Genomic DNA, 18,729 nt, shown 5'->3' on the forward strand with positions numbered 1-18,729 from the left:
CGTGCGCTGGGAAAACACCCCGATCGCGCGAACCGCCGGGAGGCGGGCCGCGCGGGCGCACCCACCACGCCCCCGCCGCGCGCGTCGCGTCGTCCTGCGCGATGCTGGCCCTCGATCGACGGTTTCGGCCGACGAGTCCCGGCAGCGACCGAAGGGAAGACAGACCGTGTTCGGACCCGATTTCTTCGAGCGACTCTCGCAGCGGATGTACTACGACCTCGACGGTCACCCGATCACCCAGGACCAGTGGTCGGTGCTGCGGCTCGGGGCCGGGGCCGCGCACATCGCCCGCGACCACCTCGGGATCTACCACGTGTCCACCGTGTGGACGGGTATCGACACCGCCGCGCCGCTCGAGGACGACGACGACCACACCCCGCTCATCTACGAGACGATGGTCTTCGTCGAACGGCTCGACCCGGACGGTGTGCTCTCCGAGGACGAGCGCCTCGACTGCACGGAGCAGTACGCCGAGATGCACGCCACGCGGGAGGACGCACTGGCCGGGCACCGGCGCGCGACGGCGCTGGTGCGCGAGTGGATCGCGAAGGGCCGCCCGGAGCTCTGAGTACCGCAGCTCGGAGGAACGCAGCTCGGAGGAACGCAGCTCTGACGACGACGCAGGGGGAGCCATGATGCACACCAGCACGCCTTCTCTGACCGCCCTCTTCACCGGGCGACGTGCCGCACGCCGCGCCGTCCACGGCCCCCCGGCCTACGGTGAACCGATGCACGGAACCACCCCGCGGGACCTCGGTCCCGCAGGTGCACGAGCACTGCTGGCCGAGGTCTTCGAGCCCAGCACCGACCGCTTGGCCCACTCGCTCGGGGTCGGCCGGCGGGCCGAGCGCGTCGCCCGCGTGCTGGGCCGGTCCGACCTGCTCGTGTCCGCGGCGTACCTGCACGACATCGGCTACGCCGCCGCGGCCCGCGACACCGGGCTGCACCAGCTCGACGGCGCCCGCTACCTGCGCCGGCTGGGCGCACCGGACGAGCTGACGAGCCTCGTCGCGCACCACACGTCGGCCCTGGTCGAGGCCGGTGAACGCCACCTCGACGCGCACCTGCGGGGCGAGTTCCCGGTGCCGACGGACAGCGACCTGCTGGACCTGCTCACCTACTGCGACATGACCACCTCGGCCCAGGGCCGCCCCGTCACCGTGGACGAGCGGCTGGACTGCATCTACGACCGCTACGCACCGGGCCACCTCGTGTCGCGCAGCATCCACCGCGCGGAGCCGCAGCTGCGGCGGCTCGTGTCCGCCGTCGACGAGCGCCTCCGGCGCGGCTGAGCCCCCGGCCCGCCGCCCGGTCCAGGAAACCGCTCAGGTCAGAACGGCTCAGGTCAGGAACGGCTCGGTGCGCGACAGGTCCACCGCGTGGTCGATGCGCAGCCGCATCGACGGGTGGATCTCCAGCTCACCGAGCCGGTCCACGGGCTGCCACACCACCTCGCTGGACTCGTGCGAGGTCCGGACGGCGCCGCCCGTGACCGTGGCGCGCATGCAGATCGAGAACTGCGCCCGGACCTCGCCGTCCGAGTAGACGATCACGTGCCGGGGGTCGGTGTAGATCCCGACCAGGCCCGTGATCCGCACGCGGTAGCCCGTCTCCTCCTCGGTCTCGCGGACGCCGGCCTGCCGCACGGTCTCCCCCGGGTCGATGCCGCCGCCCGGCAGGGCCCAGAGGTCGTTGTCGGTGCGGTGGATGAGCAGCAGGCGGCCACCGCCGTCGCGCACCGCCACCGTGACCGAGGGGACCACGGAGTTCACCGCCGGCGCGGTCGGATCGTCGAAGTAGTCGAGCCGGGTCATCACGACACCTCGCCCAGGTCCTCCGTCCGCGGCCAGACCGTCAGCGGCGTCGCGGCGTTCCAGACCCGCTCGAAGCCCGCCTGGTAGGCCGGCGCCATCGACGCCTCGGGGCCGTCCTTGAGGTGCAGCAGCGGGTTCGCTCCGGCGGGCGAGCCCCAGACGTGGGTGTTGACCAGCAGGTCGTCGTCGAACCGGAAGGTCGTGGCGTACAGCGTGCGGTCGTGCAGCCGCACCTCGACGCCCGGCGTGCCGAGCGCGGGGGCCAGGTAGGCCAGCACCAGCGCGATGCGCCCGGCGAGGCCCGTGCCGCCCTCCTCCTCGGTGCGCACGGTGACCGCGCTGCCGTCCGGGTCGCCCAGCAGCAGCCGTACCTGGACGCCCCGCTCCGCCATGGTGACGATCTCGGTGGTCAGGTCCAGGGTCTGGTCCGGCAGGAACGTCGCCGCGAACGCGTGCAGCTCGAACCGCTGCTCCACGCCGGCGAGGAAGGCCCGCCAGGTCCCGGACGGCACGGCGCGCCGCGCCGGGTAGACGCCGACGATCTCCTGGGCGGCGGCCTCCGCCCGGTCGACGTCGCCCCACAGCGCCGCGACGTCACAGCCCAGCGCCTCGGAGACCGCGACGCGATGGCGCGGGTGCGGCGTGCGCCCCTGGGCCACCCACCGCTCCACGGTCTTCGGGTCGACGCCGACGGCGGCCGCGAGCCGGACCTGGCTCAGGCCGGCCTGGTTCATCGCCGCGACCAGTCGTTGGTTTCTCACGTGTCATCTCACCCCCTCAGGGACGTATCTATCACCGAAACGTCCCGTGCGCTGCCGATGGCACGTCCCATGTGCCCGGCGCACAGTGGTATCAGCCAGTCCACCTGTCCGACCCGTGTCCCGGAGAGCCTCGTGAACCCCATTGCCTCGCAGTCGGTCACAGAACGTCTCGGCGATGTCATCGACCTGCTGCGGCATGTCCGCGCGGACTGGATCGAGGTCCTGACGGTCACGCCCGAGCGCGTGTGCCTGCAGCCCTGGCACCTGGACGACGGCGAGAGCATCGCGCGGGCGCTGGGCCTGGACCACGCCATCGACCAGCGCATGCTGAACCCCGGGTACACGCTGTGGTCGGGCGAGTGGCGCGGTGTCGAGGTGCAGGTGCGCGGCGCGCTGCGTGCCGGCGTGCCGGTCTTCTGAGCCGGCGGCCCGGCTCCGACACGCCGTCACGGCATGGATTCGCCCGTCCGCGAACGCGGCCGTGCCCCTGGTCACGCCGAGCGCCGCACACCCTAGGGTGGGGGGATGACCGACGCGCATCACGAGCAGCCGGAGCAGGCCTCGCCTCGCCAGACCGTGCTCCTCGCTGCCTTCGAAGGTTGGAACGACGCGGGTAGCGCCGCCACGACGGCGCTCACGCACCTGGCCGAGGTGTGGGGCGCCGAGAAGGTGACCGAGCTCGACCCCGAGGAGTTCCACGACTTCCAGGTCAACCGCCCGTACATCTCGCTGGACGACGACGGGAAACGCTCCATCACCTGGCCCACGACCACGATCTCGGTGGCGCAGGTGGGCGAGCGCAAGGTCGTGCTGGTGCACGGCGTCGAGCCGTCGATGCGCTGGCGCAAGTACTGCGAGGAGCTGCTGCGCGTGGCGGACGAGCTGGGGGTCCGCACCGTGATCACGCTCGGCGCGCTCCTGGCGGACGTCCCGCACACGCGGCCCATCCCCATGACCGCCACCTCGGACAGCGTGGGCCTGCAGTCCGTGCTGGACATCGAGGCCAACACCTACCAGGGCCCCACGGGCATCGTCGGGGTGCTGCAGCACGAGGCCGCGGAGCGCGGCCTGCAGTCCGTCAGCCTGTGGGCGGCCGTGCCGCACTACGTGGCCAATCCTCCGTCGCCCAAGGCGACGCTGGCGATCCTCACGCGCGTGGAGGAGATCCTGGGCGAGACGGTCCCGATGGGTGAGCTGCCCGACGACGCCGCGGCCTGGCAGCACGGCGTGGACGAGCTGGCGTCCGAGGACTCGGAGATCTCCGAGTACGTGGCCCAGCTCGAGGAGGCCAAGGACACCGCCGAGCTGCCCGAGGCGTCCGGCGACGCCATCGCGCGCGAGTTCGAGCGCTACCTGCGCCGGCGCGACGGCGGCGGCAAGGACAGCGGGCCCGAACGGCTCTGAGCCCGCATCCGGCCACCCGGTCCGGAACAGGGCGACGAAGCACAGAGGCCTGAGTCCCCCGTGGGGCTCAGGCCTCTGACGTGTTGTCCGGCGTGACGGTCACGCGCTGCTGGAGATGGGCTCGATCCGCACACCTGCGTCCGGCCCGTGGAAGCCCACCCATGTCTCAAGACACCGTGCGGCGTCCTCGACGCGGTCGTAGACCGGTGCGTATCCCGGTCCGTTACGTACCACTCGGTATCGCGTGCTGCACCTGGGCGCCGTCGTGACGGTGACCCGGGTCTCACCCGTGAAGTCTTCCTCGTACTCCGTCATGCTCCCCATCCTGCCCCGGGTTAAATGCAAACGGAAGCAGGGGCCAAAACTAACCTGTCGGGCGCCCGGCGCGGTTCTGGCCTACCTCGCCGAAACCGGGTCGGAATGCGGCGCGCGAGGGGTCAAAGACGCACCCCGAGCAGGGCGTTTACCGTTCGCGCGATGATCCCGGGGGCGCCCTCCTCGTCGGCGGAGGTGTCCCGGGACGGGTCCAGGGAGCTCTCGGCCCACGCGTCGACGGCGGCCAGCGCGGCCGGTGCGTCGAGGTCGTCCGCGAGTGCCGCGCGGACCGCCGCCAGGGTCGAGTCGGCCGACGGACCGCCGTTCCCTGAGACCGCGTCGCGCCACCGGACGAGCCGCGCCTCGCCCTCCGGCAGCGAGCTCTCGTCCCACTCCCACTCGGTGCGGTAGTGGTGGGCCAGGAGCGCCAGGCGGATCGCCATCGGGTCGTGCCCCTCGTCCCGCAGCCGCGAGACCAGCACGAGGTTGCCGAGCGACTTGCTCATCTTCTCGCCCTGGTAGGCGACCAGGCCGGCGTGGACGTGCGTGCGGGCGCCGGCCGGCTCGCCGTCGCCGGCGGCCGGACACAGCACACGCAGGTGCGACGTCGACATCTCGTGGTGCGGGAACAGCAGGTCCGAGCCACCGCCCTGCACGTCGAACCGCTCCCCCGCCGCCACGTCCAGCCCGTCGCGCGCGATCACCGCGCACTCGATGTGCCAGCCCGGGCGGCCGGTGCCGAGCGGCCCGCCGTCCCACGCGGGCTCGCCCGCGCGCTCACGGCGCCACAGCAGCGGGTCCAGCGGGTCCTTCTTGCCCTCACGGTCCGGGTCGCCGCCGCGCTCCGCGAAGGTGGCCAGGGCCTGCTCGCGGTCGAGGTGCGCGACCGCGCCGAAGCGCGGGTCGGCGGTGAGGTCCGCGTAGACGTCGCCCAGCTCCGGCGCGGAACCGCCGGCGCCCGGCTCCAGCGACACGCGGTAGGCCGCGCCGGACTCCAGCATGGCCGCCACGGCCCGCGCGACGTCCGGGGCCGACTCCACGGCTCCGGTCCACGTCGCGGGCGGGATGACGCCCAGCGCCGTCATGTCCTCGCGGAAGAGCGCGATCTGCGAGGCCGCGAGCTCGCGCCAGTCCATGCCGGTCGCCTCGGCGCGCTCCAGCAGCGGGTCGTCGACGTCGGTCACGTTCGAGGCGTAGGTGACGTCCTTGCCGGCGTCGCGCCAGGCGCGCACCAGCAGGTCGAACGTCACGTACGTGTTCGCGTGCCCGATGTGGGTGGCGTCGTACGGCGTGATGCCGCACGCGTACAACCGCGCCTGCGGGCCCGGCGCCGCCTCCACGAGCTCACCCGTCGACGAGTCGTGGACCCGCACCGGGGCGGGCGCGGGAGAGCCGGGGAGCAGCGGGACTTGGGGTGTGGGCCAGGCGTGCACGCGACCAACGATAACCGCCGCCTGTGACACTCCCTGACCATGTCAGGGGCCCGGGGCGTGTGTTCTACGCGACGCCGCCGGTCGCGTCGATCGTGCCCGACATCAGCAGCCACACGACCACGCCGGCGAGCACGAACCGGTAGTACACGAACGGCTTGTAGGAGTAGTTGCCGATGATCTTGAGGAACCCGATGATCACCGCGTAGCCCACGCCGAACGCAATGATGGTGGCGATGATCGTGGCGCCCCATCCGGGCGCCCCCTCGGGGATCGGCTCCCCCACGGTCTTGACGAGCTGGTAGAAGCCCGAGCCGAGCACGGCGGGAAGGGCGAGCAGGAACGAGTAGTCTGCCGCCGCCTTCCGCGTGAAGCCCATGGTCATGCCGGCGGTGATCGTGCCGCCGGAGCGGGACACACCCGGCACCAGCGCGAGCGCCTGGGCCAGGCCGAAGCCGATGGCCGTGGACCCCGTGAGCGACGTCAGCTCGCGCTCCTGGCGACCGAACACGTCGGCCAGGAGCAGCAGGATCCCGAAGAACGTGAGCGTGAAGACCGTGAGCCAGAGGTTTCGGAACGTGGACTCGATCTGCTCTTCGAACAGCAGGCCCAGCACCACGATCGGGATCGAGCCGAGGATGATGTACCAGCCCATCGCGGCGTCGTGGTTCGCGGTGACACCGGGGCGGCCGTGCCGCACGTCGACGGAACCAGGGCGCGGCCCCAGGCCCGTGCGGGCACGCCAGCCCTTGCCGTAGGCGCCCGTCAGGGCCTTGGACCAGGCGACGAGGATGACGCCGATCTTCTTGCGGTAGTAGATGATCACCGCGAGCTCGGTACCGATCTGCGTGATGGCGGTGAACGCCGCGCCGGGGTCACCCGACCCGATCAGCTCACCGACGATCCGCAGGTGCGCCGACGAGGAGATCGGGAGGAACTCGGTCAGGCCCTGGACCAGGCCCAGAAGGATGGCTTCCCACGCAGTCACGGGCCGTGACACTACCCCACGGCGCGCCTCCTGACGCACCCGCGGCGGCCGCGGGTAGCCTGCCGCACATGGAACGACGCCGGGTGGGCAGGTCGGGCCTGCGGGTCTCCGAACTCGGGCTCGGCACCATGACATGGGGCCGCGACACCGACGAGATCGACGCGGCCGAGCAGGTACGGGACTTCCTCGACGCCGGCGGCACCCTCGTGGACACCGCGGCCAGCTACGCCGACGGCGACTCCGAGCGCGTGATCGGCACGCTCCTGTCCGGCAAGGTGGGCCGGCACGAGCTGGTGCTCGCCACCAAGGCCGGCATCCGGTCGGAGACGCGGCCCGACGGCGGCCCGGGCCGCGTCGTGGGCGCCTCCCGCGGCGCGCTGCTCGACAGCCTCGACGAGTCGCTGGTGCGGATGGGCACCGACCACGTGGACCTGTTCCTCGTGGCCTGCCCCGACCCCAATACGTCGCTCGAGGAGACGTGCAACGCGCTGCGGATCGCCGTGACCAGCGGGCGCGCCCGGTACGTGGGCCTGAGCAACCACCCCGGCTGGGCGACGGCGCGCGTGGCGACGCTCCTGGAGCCCGACGTCGGCCTGGCCGCCGTGGAGCTCGAGTACTCGCTGCTGCAGCGCGGCGTGGAGCGCGACGTCGTCCCGGCCGCCGACGCCCTCGGTGCCGGGCTGCTGGCCTGGTCCCCGCTCGGGCGCGGCGTGCTCACCGGCAAGTACCGGCGTGCCATCCCCGCCGACTCACGGGCCGCCGGGGCGCTGGCGGGCTTCGTCCAGCCGTACCTGGAGGGGCCGGCGTCCGCTGTCGTCGAGGCCGTGGCGACCGCCGCCGAGGGGCTGGGCCGCGCCGCCGGGGAGGTGGCGCTCGCCTGGCTCCTGGAGCGCGAGGGCATCGCGTCGGCGATCGTGGGCGCGCGGACGCCCACCCAGCTCCGTTCGTCGCTGGCGGCCGTGACCCTCGAGCTGCCGTACGAGGTGCACGCCGCCCTCGACGACGTCTCCGCCCCGGAGATCGGCTATCCGGAACGCTGGTGACCGTTCGCCCGCCCGGGCCTGAGCCCGCGCCGGGTCAGCGCTGCTGCGCAGGCTGCGGCTGGTCCTCCGACTCCTCGACCTCGCCCAGGTCGTCGTCGAAGTCGAGGTCCTCGAGGTCCTCCAGGTCCTCGTCCGACTCGTCGTCCTCGTCGTCGTCGTCCTCGTCCACCTCGTCGGCCAGGTAGAACGGCGTCACCTCGCCGAACACCGTGGCCAGGGAGTCCTCGTACACCTCGTAGGCGTCGGCCAGGACGTCGTAGGCGTCGTCGACGGCGGGGTCGTCGTCACTCCGGCGAGTGGCGACCGCGTGGTGGTGGGCCTCGAGTGCGGCTACGAGGCGGTCGAGCGCGGCACGCGGTTCAACGGTCATGCCTTGAAGGTAGCGCCCCATGGGCCACAATGGGCAGACGAAATTCATTGCTGTCACCGGTCTGCAATCAAACCGGCATAAACTGACCTCACCCGCGACCCGAGGACGGTGCATCAGATGGCGAGAGACGGCTCCGTGTTCCGCAAGAACAGTCAGTACGAGTACCGCGTCGTGACCTTCGAGCCGGACACCACGGTGCCGGACGCCCGCAAGGTGCTCACCGACGAAGCCGAGTACGGCCGTTGGGAACTGGCAAGGACCCTTCTCTACATCGGCGGCAGACGCAAGGTCTGGCTCCGCCGCAAGATCATCAAGGTCTCCTCGACCCTCTGACCCCGTGCCGGATGCTCAGGTCACCCGGGTGACCTGAGCGTCCGGCACGTGCGCGCGTGCGCCGGGCGTCAGTGCTCCGGACGGGTCAGCAGGTGGCGAGCAGGCGGTCCAGCACGCGCGTGCCGAACTTCAGCGCCTCGGTCGGCACCCGCTCGTCCACGCCGTGGAACATGCCGGCGAAGTCCAGGTCGTTCGTGAGCTGCAGCGGCGCGAAGCCGTAGCCGGTGATGCCCAGCCGGTGCAGCGACTTGTTGTCCGTGCCGCCGGACAGCGTGTACGGCAGCACCTTCGCGCCCGGGTCCTCGGCGTCGATCGCGGCGACCATCGCGTCGACCAGCGACCCGCTGAACGGCACCTCCAGCGCCGTGTCCAGGTGGATCGGCTCGATCCGCACCCGGGGTCCGGCCAGCTCGCGCAGCGTGGCCATCCCGGCCTCCTCGTGCCCCGGCAGGAGCCGTACGTCCACGGTCGCCTCGGCGCGGCCCGGGATCACGTTCGCCTTGTACCCGGAGGCGAGCTGGGTCGGGTTGGACGTGTTGCGCACCGTGGCGCCCACGAACTTCGCCACCGGGCCGAGCGCGGCGACCAGGGCGTCGATCGTGGCCGGGTCCTCGTGGTCCACGGGCAGCCCCGTCAGGTCGCCGACGCCGCGCAGCAGCGCGTCCACGGTCGGGGTGATCGTGGTCGGCCAGGCGTGCTGCCCGATCCGCGCGACGGCGGCGGCGAGCTCGGTGACCGCGTTCTCCTCGTTGACCTGCGAGCCGTGCCCGGCCCGCCCGTCGGCGATCAGCCGCAGCCAGGCGATGCCCTTCTCCGCCGTCTGCAGCAGGTAGGCCCGCTTGCCGCCCACCTCGACCGAGTAGCCGCCCACCTCGGAGATCGCCTCCGTGGCTCCCTCGAACAGGTCGGGGCGGTGGTCCACGGCCCAGCGGGCGCCGTACACGCCGCCCGCCTCCTCGTCGGCGAAGAACGCGACCACCACGTCGCGCGCGGGCTTGCGGCCCTCGCGCACCATCTGCCGCACGACCGCCAGGATCATGGCGTCCATGTCCTTCATGTCGACGGCGCCGCGGCCCCACAGGAGCCCCTCTGTGAGCTCGGCGCCGAACGGGTCCACGCTCCAGTCGTCCTTCGCGGCGGGCACCACGTCGAGGTGCCCGTGCAGCACCAGCGCGGGCCGGCCACGGTCCTGCCCCTCCAGCCGGACGACGACGGAGGCCCGTCCCGGGCTGGACTCGAACAGCTCGGGCTGAAGCCCCACCTCGTGCAGCAGCTCCATGACGTACTCGGCCGCGGCACGCTCCCCTGGGCCCTCGTTGTCGCCGTAGTTCGACGTGTCGAACCGGATCAGCTCCTGACAGATCCGGATGACCTCGTCGGCGGCGGTGGGCACGGGCGCGGCGGTGGGAACAGTCTCAGTCACAGGGCCACGGTAACCGGCCGCACGAGGCGGCCGGTCCACCGTGGCCGGGCGTCTCACCCCTCAGACGAGGCCGCGCCCCTCGGACGGCGCCTCATCCCTCAGACCAGGCCGCGCCCCTCGGACGGCGCCTCACCCCTCAGACCAGGCCGCGGCGCTCGAGCAGCGGCGTGATCTCGGCGGCGCGCCCCCGCAGGTCCTCGAACGAGGCCAGCGGGTCCTGCGAGCCGCCGCGGGCGAGCAGCTTGCGGCGGAACGCCTCGCCGTTCTCCCGGGTCAGCCCGCCGTTCTCGGCGTACCACTGCACGGTGTCCGCGTCGAGCACCTCGGACCAGATGTACGAGTAGTACCCGGCCGAGTACCCGCCGCCGAAGATGTGGTTGAAGTAGGTGCTCCGGTACCGCGGCGGCACGGACGCGAAGTCGACCCCGGCCGCGGCGAGCGCCGCCGCCTCGAAGGGCAGCACGTCCTCGACCGACGTCGGCACCTGCTCCGGCGTGAGCTGGTGCCACGCCTGGTCGAGCAGCGCGGCGGCGAGGTACTCGGTGGTCGAGAAGCCCTCGCCCCAGACGCGGGAGGCGAGCATGGTGTCGACCCACTCGGCCGGCATCGGCTCGCCGGTGGTGTGGTGCACGGCGAACGACCTCAGGATCTGCGGCTCCCACGACCACATCTCGTTGACCTGCGAGGGGTACTCGACGAAGTCGCGCGGCACGGAGGTGCCCGACTGCGACGGGTAGCGGACGTCGCTGAGCAGGCCGTGCAGCGCGTGCCCGAACTCGTGGAACAGGGTGGTCACCTCGTCCCACACGAGCAGCGTGGGCTCGCCCGCCGGGGGCTTGACGATGTTGAGGTTGTTGACGACCACGGGCTTCTCGCCCAGCAGGTCGCTCTGCACGACGAGGCTGTCCATCCAGGCGCCGCCCCGCTTCGACTCGCGGGTGTAGAAGTCGGCGAGGAACAGCCCGAGGCCGGTGCCCGGCTCCCCCGGCTCGACCGAGTCGAACACCTCGTAGACCCGCACGTCCGGGTGGTAGCCCGGCAGGTCGACGCGCTCGGTGAAGGAGAGCCCGAACAGCAGTCCGGCCGCCTTGAACACGCCGTCGTGCACCACGCGCTCGAGCTCGAGGTAGGGCCGCAGGGCGGCGTCGTCCAGGTTGAAGCGCTGCTTGCGCACGGCCTCGTTGAGGTAGGACCAGTCGGCGGCGGCCACGCCGTCCGCGCCGCCGCTGCCCGGCGCCCCGCTCACCTTCGCGAGCTCGCTCGCCTCGCGCCGCGCGTTGGCGACGGCGGCGGGCGCGAGGCGCCCCAGCATCTCGTTGACCGCCGCCGTGGTGCCCGCCGTCGCGTCCGCGGCGATGTAGGCCGCGTGGTGCTCGTAGCCGAGGAGCTGCGCGTGCTCGGCCCGCAGCCGGGCGAGCTCCAGGAGCACCTCGCGGGTGTCGTTCTCGCCGCCCGTCGCGCCGCGCGCCATGGAGGCGCTCTGCACACGCTCGCGCGTGCTCGGGTTCTCCAGCGAGGCCAGCACGTTCTGGTGCGTGAAGAGCTGCATCTCCAGGAGCCAGCCGTCCTGGCCGCGTGCCTCGGCGGCGGCCCGGGCGCCCGCCCGGGCGTCGGCGGAGAGGCCGGCGAGCTCCGCCTCGTCGGTCACGAGCACGCTCGCCTCGTTGGCGCCGGCCAGGAGCTTGCGCCCGAAGCTCGCCTCCAGCGACGTGATGCGCGCGTTGAGGTCGCGCAGCGTGTCCTGGTCCTGGGGCGACAGCTCGATGCCGGAGCGCTGGAACTGCTTCATGAGCTTCTCGACCAGGTACGCGGTGTCGGGCTCCAGGTCGAGGTCGCCCGCGGCGGCGGCGTCGGCCAGGGAACGCACGCGCGCGTGGAGGCGCGCGTCCATGTTGATCGCGTCCTGGTGGGCCGCGAACCGCGGCGCGAGCCGCTCCTGGACGTCCTCCAGGCCGGGGGTCGAGTCCGAGGGGAGCTGGTTGAAGTACGCCCGGGCGGCCCGGCCCAGGAGCTGCCCGGCCCGTTCCAGCGCCTCCAGCGTGTTCTGGACGGTGGCGGGCTCCGGGTTCGTGGCGATCGCGTCGACCTCGGCGCGGTGGGCGGCCATGCCGGCCAGGATCGCCGGCTCGTAGTGCTCCTCGCGGATCGCGGCGAAGTCGGGCAGGCCGTACGGGAGGGTGGACGGGGCGGCGAACGGGTTGGCCGGGTCCAGGTCCGCGGGCGCGGTGGTCTCATGGGTCGAGGTCATGGGGAACATCCTCGCCCATCGGTTGCCTCGTGGACGCGCCCTTTCCGTGAGGTCGGCACGACGCACCGAGATCGGTCCAGGCCTGTGCCGATCTCGGTGCGAACTGCCGATCTCTCGGCGCGGACTGCCGACCGGCGGAGCCGTTAGGGTCAGGGCGTGGATCCTCTGCGGCTCGTCGGTACCTGGGACTTCCGGCGGGAGATCCGGCACGCCGACGGCACGCAGTACGCCGCCGACGGCGGGGCCGAGCTCACCCCGCAGGAGGACGGGCGCATCCGCTGGGCCGAGCGCGGCACCCTGCGCTGGGCCACGGGGAGCACCCCGGTGACGCGCACCCTGTTCCTGGTCCGCGAACCGCCGCCCGACGACGGGGCCGCGCCGGGGTGGCGCGTGACCTTCGAGGACGGCCGGGACTTCCACCCCTGGACGGCCGGCGCCGTCGAGCACCTGTGCGGCCGGGACCTCTACCGGGGCGGCATCGACCTCCCTGCCCAGGTCCCGGCAAGAGTGCCCGCCGTCCGGGTGCCGGCGGACTCGTGGGACCTGCGCTGGCACGTGACGGGCCCCGAGAAGGACTACCTGATGCACACCTGGTACGCCCGCCGCCCCTGAGCCTCCCTTCCGCACGCCGAGGTCGGCAGTGCGGTCGAGGTCGGCAGTGCGACGTCGAGGTCGGCAGTCGGCTCCGAGATCGGCACAGGCCTGTGCCGATCTCGAAGCCGACTACCGAACTGGTGGGGCTGACTGCCTGACTGCCGGCCGGAAGACCGGCGTCAGGGCAGCACGTTCGGGTTGTTCGCGTGGGTCAGGGTCTCCCAGGCCACGAACAGGTTGTTGGTGCCGGCCGGGCGGGTGGACTCCGTCAGGGCCTGCGTGTTCGACATGGCGTGACCCTGCCGGTTGTGCAGGGCGTTGAACCCGACCTCGGTGACCGGGCCGAGGCCCAGGTGCACCGACCCGCCGCAGAGCCAGGACGGCACCGCGGTGCCCCGCTGGTAGGTCGAGTGGAACCCGAGCGCGTGCCGCAGCCGCTCCCCCACCTGCGGGTACAGGTCGTCGCCCTGGATCGCGGCGGTCTCGGCGACGTGCGAGATCGCCGAGATGCCGTAGCCGGTGTGCGTGAAGTCCCGGCAGGTCTCCTGGGACAGGCCGTTGACCAGGGTGCGCTGGTTGTGCCAGTAGGCGAAGATCTGGTCCGGGGTGTCCCGGCCGGAGCCGGGCACGGTGCGCGGCACCGACCCGTCGGAGGTCAGGTAGATGAACGCGGGCACCCGCACCAGGAACCGCTGCCGGGCGGACGCGTAGGCGGTGCGGTCGTCGAGGAAGATGGCGATGCCGACGGCGGCCTCCATCATCGACAGCTCCCAGTTGCCGTTGCTGTTGGACCCGTTGATAACCTCAGGCAGGTAGACGTTCCGCAGCATCGTCTCGAACCGGTCGACGTCGGCCGCGGCCCAGCCTGCGCCCGTGTACCGGATGATCTCCGCGGCCCGCGGCCACACCGACCCGGCCCACGCCGTCTGCAGCGGCGCGTTGGAGTTGGTGTGGTCCCGGATCACCGGCGACCACGCGTTCATGATCGAGATCGCCTTGTTTGCGTACCGCGTGTCCCGGGTGACCGACCAGGCCAGAGCGTGGGTGTACGCCGCGATCGCGTCCTCCCGCTCGTCGGTGCACCCGTAGTTCGGGTTGGAGTACGACCCGCACTCGACCACGGCCCGCGGGTGCGGCGTGTAGGACAGCGACGCGTACCGGCTGCCCATCATCGAGTCGTAGGCGCTGCGCCACGGCTGGGCGCCGGCCTGCACCTGCTGCCGGATGTAGTCGAGCTGCGGCGCGCTGACGTGCACGCCCGGGTGCGTGAACGTCGCGGGCACGTCGGCGGGAGCGGCCACCGGCGCGGCACCAGGAGCGGCGTCCGGCACCGCGTCGGGTACGGCGGGCGCCTGCTGCCCGACGGCGGCGCGCGCCCCGGGCGCGGCGCTCGCCGTGCCCGCGGCGGCCGCGGGCAGGACGAGCCCCACGGCGACGGCGAGCACGACCAGGGTGCGGGCGGATGCCTTGCTGCTGCGGATCCCCATCAGAAGCCTCCCGTGATGCGCGTGAACTCGAACCCCGGCTGGTCCCGGTTGACGGACCAGAACGCCAGCCGGGTCAGCCCGTTGTTCCGCGCGTAGTCACGGATCTGCGTCCAGGCGGCGGTGGTCGTGATCTCGCCCTGGTCGGAGCTGCCGTTCATGCCGGAGATGCCCATGTGGGCGTACGCCTGGGCGTCCGTCCAGCCGCGGGCCGACTTGAGCTGGTTCTTCAGCCCCTCGGACGCGTTGATCGTGTCCTGCGCGATGTTCGAGGAGCCGAAGTTGAACGGCATGATCGTGTAGTTGTCGATCGGGACGCCCAGCTGCGCGGCCCGGTTGATCAACCGGGTGCCCGCACCCTCCGGGCCGCCGCGGCCCGTGCCGATCGTGACGGCGATCTTCACGTTCGGGTTGTTCTGCTTGACGATGGTCAGGCCCTGCAGGATGCGGTCCTGGACGGTGTAGTTCTCGAACTCGTCGGAGTTCTCGATGTCGAAGTCCACGACGTTGGGCTGGTGCGCGTTGATGACCTGCTGCACGGCCCCGGCGTACGCGGCGGGCGACGAGCAGTTGGGGCCCAGCTTGTTGCCGGACCAGCCGCCGAACGAGATCTGCACCTGGCCGCCGGCGGCCTTGATCGCGTTGATGGTCTGCTGGTCGACGCCGCCGGTCAGCGGGCGGCTGCCGTCCCACGCGGGGTTGCAGCCCCCGGACGAGAGGATGAACGCCATGGTGAACGCCCGCACGCCCGTCTGGCTCATCACCGACGTGGCGCTGGGCGGGTTGCCCCAGCCCAGGTACAGGTAGGGCGCGCCCGGCATTTTCGCCGGGTTGGGCTCGGGGTTGCCGCCGCCGGACGGGAGCGTCCAGCGCTGGTTGGCGCCCGCGAAGCAGTCCCAGAGCTGCAGCGGCGTGCCGTCCGCGGAGCTCGGGCCGGTCGCGTCGAGACACTTGCCGAGCGCGCGCAGCGTGCCGTCCGCGCCCGCGGTCCAGGTCTGCGCGGCGCTGCCGTTGCAGTCCCAGAGCTGGATGCGGGTCCCGTTGGCGGTGCTCGCGTCCGCGACGTCGAGGCACTTGCCGAGCGCGCGGACCGTGCCGTCGGTGCGCACGTCCCAGCTCTGCGCGTTCGTGCCGTTGCAGCCGTAGAGCTGGATCTGCGTCCCGTTCGCGGAGCTCGCCGCCGCGACGTCGACGCACTTGCCGCCGTACCCGGTGATCGCCCCGGTCGCGGCCTGCGCGGGCAGGGCGCCCCCGCCGAGCGCGAGCGCGGTGGCGAGGGCCAGTGACAGTGTCGCGAGGCCGCCGAGGACACGGCGCCGTAGACGTGCTTGCATGGTCGTCCTCCTCATGAACTTTCAAGCCTGTAAGTGAGGAGAACGTACGACTTCCTTGCCACCCGCAACATTGGGGCTAACCCGTACAGGTACCACACAGGTTCGGCCGGCCGACGGCAGCGGGCACCGGCGGGACGACGTCGGGCACCGGCTCGCGGACCGCGAACCGGTGCCCGACCACTGCGCGGCGGGGGTCAGAACCCCGCGGTGATCCGCGTGAACTCGAGGTCCTGCTGCGCGATGCCGCTGCAGTTGGACGTCACGCCGCCGCCCTCGCAGCCCCGGTCCCGGTTGACCGCCCAGTACGCGAACCGGGACAGCCCCTGGGCGTTCGCCCAGTCGCGGATCTCGGTCCACTGCGCCGGCGTGGTGGTCTCGCCGACGTCGGACAGCCCGTTCATGCCGGAGATCCCGGAGTACGAGTACGCCTCGGCGTCGGACCAGCCGTGCGCCGCCTTGAGCTGGTCCTTCAGGCCCTCGGCGGCGCTGATCGTGTCGGCCACCATGTCGGAGCCGCCGAAGTCGAACGTCATGATCGTGTAGTTGTCGATCGGCGTGCCCAGCTCGGCGGCCCGCGTGATCAGGCGCGAGCCGGCCCCGCCCGGGCCGGTCGTGGTGGTCGGGATCGTCACCACGGCCTTGACGCCGGGGTTGTTCTGCTTGACGATCGCGATCCCCTGCAGGATCAAGTCCTGGACGGCGTAGTCCTCGTACTCGTCGGTGTTCTCGATGTCGAAGTCCACGACGTCGGGCCCGTGCGCGTCGATCACCTGCTGCACGGCCCCGGCGAACGCCTCCGGGCTGGAGCAGTTCGGGCCCAGCTTGTTGCCCGAGTAGCCGCCGAAGGAGATCTGCACCTGGCCGCCGGCGGCCTGGATCGCGTCGATCGTCTGCTCGTCGACGCCGCCGGTCAGCGGACGCTGCCCGTCCCACGCCGGCGTGCAGCCGCCGGACGACAGCATGAACGCCATGGTGAACGCCGAGACCCCGGTCTCGCTCATCACCGAGGTGGCGCTCTGCGGGTCGCCCCAGCCCAGGTAGAGGTAGGGCGCGCCGGGCAGCTTCTCCGCGGCGGCCTGCGGCTCGGACTGCCCGGCGGCCCGGGCCCCGGCGACCTCCGTCGCGGCGGCGCCGACCATGCCGCCGGCCGCCAGGACCATCGCGGTCACGGAGCTGAGCAGGGCGAGGCGCCTCGGGTTGGTCTTCATCGTCGTCTCCCGAAGATGTCGGTCGGATGCGTACCGAGACCGTACACAGCGGGTGAAAAATGGCGCATCAGGGTTAACCCGTACACGTCACCGGCGCACCTGCGTCAGATTTCCCTCCGGATCCAGCCGGATCTCCGCGTCCAGGCCCAGCCGCTCCAGGAACGCGCCGTCGTGGCTCACCACGAGCAGCGCACCCCGGTAGGCCGACAGCGCGTCCACGAGCTGGTCCGTGCTCGCGATGTCGAGGTTGTTCGTCGGCTCGTCCAGCACCAGGAGCTGCGCCGGCGGGTCCGCCAGCAGCAGGCGCGCCAGCGCCACCCGGAACCGCTCGCCGCCCGACAGCGTCGCCACCGGCCGGTCCACGGCGGCGCCCCGCACCAGGAACCGCGCCAGCCGGTTGCGCAGCTCCCCCGGTGGCACGTGCGGCGCGCCCTCCCGCACGGCGTCCAGCACGGAGGACGCGTCCGGCAGCACGTCGACCCGCTGCGGCAGGTACGCCGCGCGCTCGGTCAGCAGCTCCCCGTCCGCGAACCCCTGCCCGTCCCGCCCATCTCCTTGAGTGCTGGGTGTCTGCGGCCCCGAGGGGGCCTGGCCCGACACATACCCAGCACCCGACGGGGCAGGGGCGGGTATCGAGAGCAGGCGCTCCAGGAGGGTCGTCTTGCCGACGCCGTTCGGACCCGTCAGCGCGATCCGCTCCGGACCCTGGATCACGACCTCCCGGCCGTCCGCGCCCCGCAGCACCGCCAGCCGCCGCCCGGCCGGCACCCCCGGGTCGGGCAGGTCCACGGAGATCCGGTCGTCGTCGCGCACCGCGCGCTCCGCCAGGTCGACGGCGGCCCGTGCGGCGTCCACCTTGTCGTCCAGCATCCCGCGCCGCGCACCGGCGGACTTCTCCGCGCTGTTGCGCCGGTCGTTGATCACGGCCTTGACGTACTTGCTGTTCGCGGCGTCCTTGCGGCCCTTGCGCTCGCTGTGCGCGATCCGCTCCTCGGCCTCGATCCGCTGCCGCTTCTCGCGGCGCAGCGTCTGCTCGGCCGCACGCAGCGTCTGCGCCGCCGCCTCCTGCTGCACCTGGAGCCACGCCCGGTACTCCGAGTACGGGCCGCCGAACGTCGTCAGCGACCCGGCACGCAGCTCGGCCGTGTCGTCCATCAGCTCCAGCAGGGCCAGGTCGTGCGAGACGACCACCAGCGCGCCCCGCCAGCCGCGGACCAGCTCGTACAGGCGCTCGCGGGCGGCGCCGTCGAGGTTGTTCGTCGGCTCGTCGAGCAGCGCGACGGCGGCGCTCCCGGTCGACTGGCGCAGCCGCACACCGGTGATCGCCGTCAGCATCGTCTCGCCGCCGGACAGGGTGGCGACCGACCGGTCGAGGCCGGTGGGCAGGCCCGTCGCCGCCAGCAGCGCGACGGCCCGCTCCTCGACGTCCCAGTCGTCGCCGACGACGTCGAAGTGCGCCTCGTCGACGTCGCCGGACTCGATGGCCCGCAGCGCGCGCACGACGGGCGTGATGCCCAGCAGGTCGGCGACCGTCGCGTGGACGTCGAGCGTGATGCGCTGCGGCAGGTAGTCGGCGGTGCCGCTCAGGGCGACCCGGCCGGAGGTGGGCGTGAGCAGGCCGGCGATGACGCGCAGCAGGGTGGACTTGCCGGCCCCGTTGAGACCGGTCAGGCCGGTGCGGCCGCGGCCGAAGGCGCCGGAGACGTGATCGAGCGCGACGGCGCCGTCGGGCCAGGCAAAAGTGACGTCGTGCAGCACGACAGAAGGGTTGGACAACACAGCAGGGACTCCCGGGAGGTGGCGTGGTGCCGACGCCCGGAGCCCTCGTGGAGGGCAGGCGTCAGCGCGAGGTGTTCTCGTACCGGGAGATGCCCGTCATCACAGTCCTTGTCCGTAGCTCCCTCACACGCGCGGCACACCCGCAGGAGCGCACACAGCCTGACATGGGACGACGCCGGGGCGCAACGTGAATCACGGCAC

The 18,729-nt window shown here is 72.3% G+C and carries 19 protein-coding genes; 7 read left to right on the top strand and 12 right to left on the bottom strand.

Translation table 11 applies throughout. From position 1 onward, the window contains the following. Window positions 1-166: 166 nt before the first annotated feature. Complete coding sequence (locus QRN56_RS08455; protein WP_285102374.1) at window positions 167-568, top strand: hypothetical protein; 402 nt, start codon at window positions 167-169, stop codon at window positions 566-568. Window positions 569-728: 160 nt separating this feature from the next. Then, the gene (locus QRN56_RS08460; protein WP_285102375.1) at window positions 729-1,292 is read left to right on the top strand and encodes an HD domain-containing protein; all 564 of its coding nucleotides are present in this window, start codon (window positions 729-731) and stop codon (window positions 1,290-1,292) included. Between the two features lie 48 nt (window positions 1,293-1,340). On the opposite strand, the gene QRN56_RS08465 is transcribed toward QRN56_RS08460, so the two are convergent. Together QRN56_RS08465 and QRN56_RS08470 are read right to left on the bottom strand one after the other, a co-directional pair. Further along, complete coding sequence (locus tag QRN56_RS08465; protein ID WP_285102377.1) at window positions 1,341-1,814, bottom strand: NUDIX hydrolase; 474 nt, start codon at window positions 1,812-1,814, stop codon at window positions 1,341-1,343. Continuing rightward, entirely contained in the window at window positions 1,814-2,575 is a 762-nt protein-coding gene (locus QRN56_RS08470) for a helix-turn-helix domain-containing protein (protein WP_285102378.1), read from the bottom strand. Before QRN56_RS08470 ends, QRN56_RS08465 begins: the two co-directional genes overlap by 1 nt. Window positions 2,576-2,707: 132 nt before the next feature. Between QRN56_RS08470 and QRN56_RS08475 the strand changes: the two genes are divergently transcribed. Then, window positions 2,708-2,995, top strand: a complete 288-nt coding sequence (locus QRN56_RS08475; protein WP_285102379.1) for a hypothetical protein — start codon at window positions 2,708-2,710, stop codon at window positions 2,993-2,995. Window positions 2,996-3,100: 105 nt separating this feature from the next. Then, a complete protein-coding gene (locus QRN56_RS08480; protein WP_285102380.1) occupies window positions 3,101-3,979 on the top strand; it encodes a PAC2 family protein in 879 nt (292 codons plus the stop codon). A gap of 99 nt (window positions 3,980-4,078) precedes the next feature. On the opposite strand, the gene QRN56_RS08485 is transcribed toward QRN56_RS08480, so the two are convergent. The 3 genes from QRN56_RS08485 to QRN56_RS08495 all read right to left on the bottom strand — a co-directional run bounded on the left by QRN56_RS08485 (window position 4,079) and on the right by QRN56_RS08495 (window position 6,712). Continuing rightward, window positions 4,079-4,294 (bottom strand): hypothetical protein, encoded by a 216-nt coding sequence (locus QRN56_RS08485; protein WP_285102381.1) that lies wholly within the window; start codon window positions 4,292-4,294, stop codon window positions 4,079-4,081. A gap of 122 nt (window positions 4,295-4,416) precedes the next feature. Beyond that, window positions 4,417-5,727 (bottom strand): cysteine--1-D-myo-inosityl 2-amino-2-deoxy-alpha-D-glucopyranoside ligase, encoded by a 1,311-nt coding sequence (gene mshC / locus QRN56_RS08490; RefSeq protein ID WP_285102382.1) that lies wholly within the window; start codon window positions 5,725-5,727, stop codon window positions 4,417-4,419. A 64-nt stretch (window positions 5,728-5,791) separates the two neighbouring features. Continuing rightward, a complete protein-coding gene (locus tag QRN56_RS08495; protein WP_285102383.1) occupies window positions 5,792-6,712 on the bottom strand; it encodes an undecaprenyl-diphosphate phosphatase in 921 nt (306 codons plus the stop codon). Between the two features lie 68 nt (window positions 6,713-6,780). Here QRN56_RS08495 and QRN56_RS08500 point away from each other — a divergent pair, with 68 nt between their 5' ends. Further along, window positions 6,781-7,755 (top strand): aldo/keto reductase, encoded by a 975-nt coding sequence (locus QRN56_RS08500; protein ID WP_285102384.1) that lies wholly within the window; start codon window positions 6,781-6,783, stop codon window positions 7,753-7,755. A 34-nt stretch (window positions 7,756-7,789) separates the two neighbouring features. Here QRN56_RS08500 and QRN56_RS08505 read toward each other — a convergent pair whose 3' ends face one another. Continuing rightward, on the bottom strand, window positions 7,790-8,125 hold the full coding sequence (locus QRN56_RS08505) for a primosomal protein (protein WP_285102386.1): 336 nt from the start codon (window positions 8,123-8,125) through the stop codon (window positions 7,790-7,792). A gap of 117 nt (window positions 8,126-8,242) precedes the next feature. On the opposite strand from QRN56_RS08505, the gene QRN56_RS08510 reads away from it, so the two are divergent. Then, window positions 8,243-8,458, top strand: coding sequence for a DUF5703 family protein (locus tag QRN56_RS08510; RefSeq protein WP_285102387.1), 216 nt, complete (start codon window positions 8,243-8,245; stop codon window positions 8,456-8,458). Between the two features lie 85 nt (window positions 8,459-8,543). Here the strand turns inward: QRN56_RS08510 and QRN56_RS08515 are convergent, their stop codons facing one another. Together QRN56_RS08515 and QRN56_RS08520 are read right to left on the bottom strand one after the other, a co-directional pair. Beyond that, window positions 8,544-9,881, bottom strand: a complete 1,338-nt coding sequence (locus tag QRN56_RS08515) for a M20/M25/M40 family metallo-hydrolase (RefSeq protein WP_285102388.1) — start codon at window positions 9,879-9,881, stop codon at window positions 8,544-8,546. Window positions 9,882-10,017: 136 nt separating this feature from the next. Next, window positions 10,018-12,129, bottom strand: a complete 2,112-nt coding sequence (locus QRN56_RS08520) for a M3 family metallopeptidase (RefSeq protein ID WP_285102389.1) — start codon at window positions 12,127-12,129, stop codon at window positions 10,018-10,020. Window positions 12,130-12,285: 156 nt separating this feature from the next. Between QRN56_RS08520 and QRN56_RS08525 the strand changes: the two genes are divergently transcribed. Beyond that, entirely contained in the window at window positions 12,286-12,741 is a 456-nt protein-coding gene (locus QRN56_RS08525) for a DUF6314 family protein (protein ID WP_285102390.1), read from the top strand. Between the two features lie 161 nt (window positions 12,742-12,902). On the opposite strand, the gene QRN56_RS08530 is transcribed toward QRN56_RS08525, so the two are convergent. The 4 genes from QRN56_RS08530 to QRN56_RS08545 form a co-directional block, all read right to left on the bottom strand. Next, the gene (locus QRN56_RS08530) at window positions 12,903-14,210 is read right to left on the bottom strand and encodes an alginate lyase family protein (RefSeq protein ID WP_285102391.1); all 1,308 of its coding nucleotides are present in this window, start codon (window positions 14,208-14,210) and stop codon (window positions 12,903-12,905) included. Further along, window positions 14,210-15,541 carry a ricin-type beta-trefoil lectin domain protein gene (locus QRN56_RS08535; protein WP_285102392.1) on the bottom strand — a complete coding sequence of 444 codons (1,332 nt, stop codon included), beginning with the start codon at window positions 15,539-15,541 and terminating at the stop codon, window positions 14,210-14,212. Before QRN56_RS08535 ends, QRN56_RS08530 begins: the two co-directional genes overlap by 1 nt. A gap of 194 nt (window positions 15,542-15,735) precedes the next feature. Further along, a complete protein-coding gene (locus QRN56_RS08540) occupies window positions 15,736-16,749 on the bottom strand; it encodes a chitinase (protein WP_285102393.1) in 1,014 nt (337 codons plus the stop codon). An 87-nt stretch (window positions 16,750-16,836) separates the two neighbouring features. Further along, window positions 16,837-18,507, bottom strand: a complete 1,671-nt coding sequence (locus QRN56_RS08545; protein ID WP_285102395.1) for an ABC-F family ATP-binding cassette domain-containing protein — start codon at window positions 18,505-18,507, stop codon at window positions 16,837-16,839. Window positions 18,508-18,729: the final 222 nt, after the last annotated feature.

Source organism: Promicromonospora sp. MEB111, from assembly GCF_030209445.1.
Classification (GTDB): Bacteria; Actinomycetota; Actinomycetes; order Actinomycetales; family Cellulomonadaceae; genus Promicromonospora.

What these genes read in the sequence shown, in the direction of transcription:
- QRN56_RS08460 (WP_285102375.1), top strand. Translation starts at nt 729, where the DNA reads ATGCACGGAACCACCCCGCGGGACCTCGGTCCCGCAGGTGCACGAGCA.
- QRN56_RS08465 (WP_285102377.1), bottom strand. Translation starts at nt 1,814, where the DNA reads ATGACCCGGCTCGACTACTTCGACGATCCGACCGCGCCGGCGGTGAAC.
- QRN56_RS08480 (WP_285102380.1), top strand. Translation starts at nt 3,101, where the DNA reads ATGACCGACGCGCATCACGAGCAGCCGGAGCAGGCCTCGCCTCGCCAG.
- QRN56_RS08485 (WP_285102381.1), bottom strand. Translation starts at nt 4,294, where the DNA reads ATGACGGAGTACGAGGAAGACTTCACGGGTGAGACCCGGGTCACCGTC.
- QRN56_RS08500 (WP_285102384.1), top strand. Translation starts at nt 6,781, where the DNA reads ATGGAACGACGCCGGGTGGGCAGGTCGGGCCTGCGGGTCTCCGAACTC.
- QRN56_RS08505 (WP_285102386.1), bottom strand. Translation starts at nt 8,125, where the DNA reads ATGACCGTTGAACCGCGTGCCGCGCTCGACCGCCTCGTAGCCGCACTC.
- QRN56_RS08510 (WP_285102387.1), top strand. Translation starts at nt 8,243, where the DNA reads ATGGCGAGAGACGGCTCCGTGTTCCGCAAGAACAGTCAGTACGAGTAC.
- QRN56_RS08520 (WP_285102389.1), bottom strand. Translation starts at nt 12,129, where the DNA reads ATGACCTCGACCCATGAGACCACCGCGCCCGCGGACCTGGACCCGGCC.
- QRN56_RS08530 (WP_285102391.1), bottom strand. Translation starts at nt 14,210, where the DNA reads ATGGGGATCCGCAGCAGCAAGGCATCCGCCCGCACCCTGGTCGTGCTC.
- QRN56_RS08535 (WP_285102392.1), bottom strand. Translation starts at nt 15,541, where the DNA reads ATGCAAGCACGTCTACGGCGCCGTGTCCTCGGCGGCCTCGCGACACTG.
- QRN56_RS08540 (WP_285102393.1), bottom strand. Translation starts at nt 16,749, where the DNA reads ATGAAGACCAACCCGAGGCGCCTCGCCCTGCTCAGCTCCGTGACCGCG.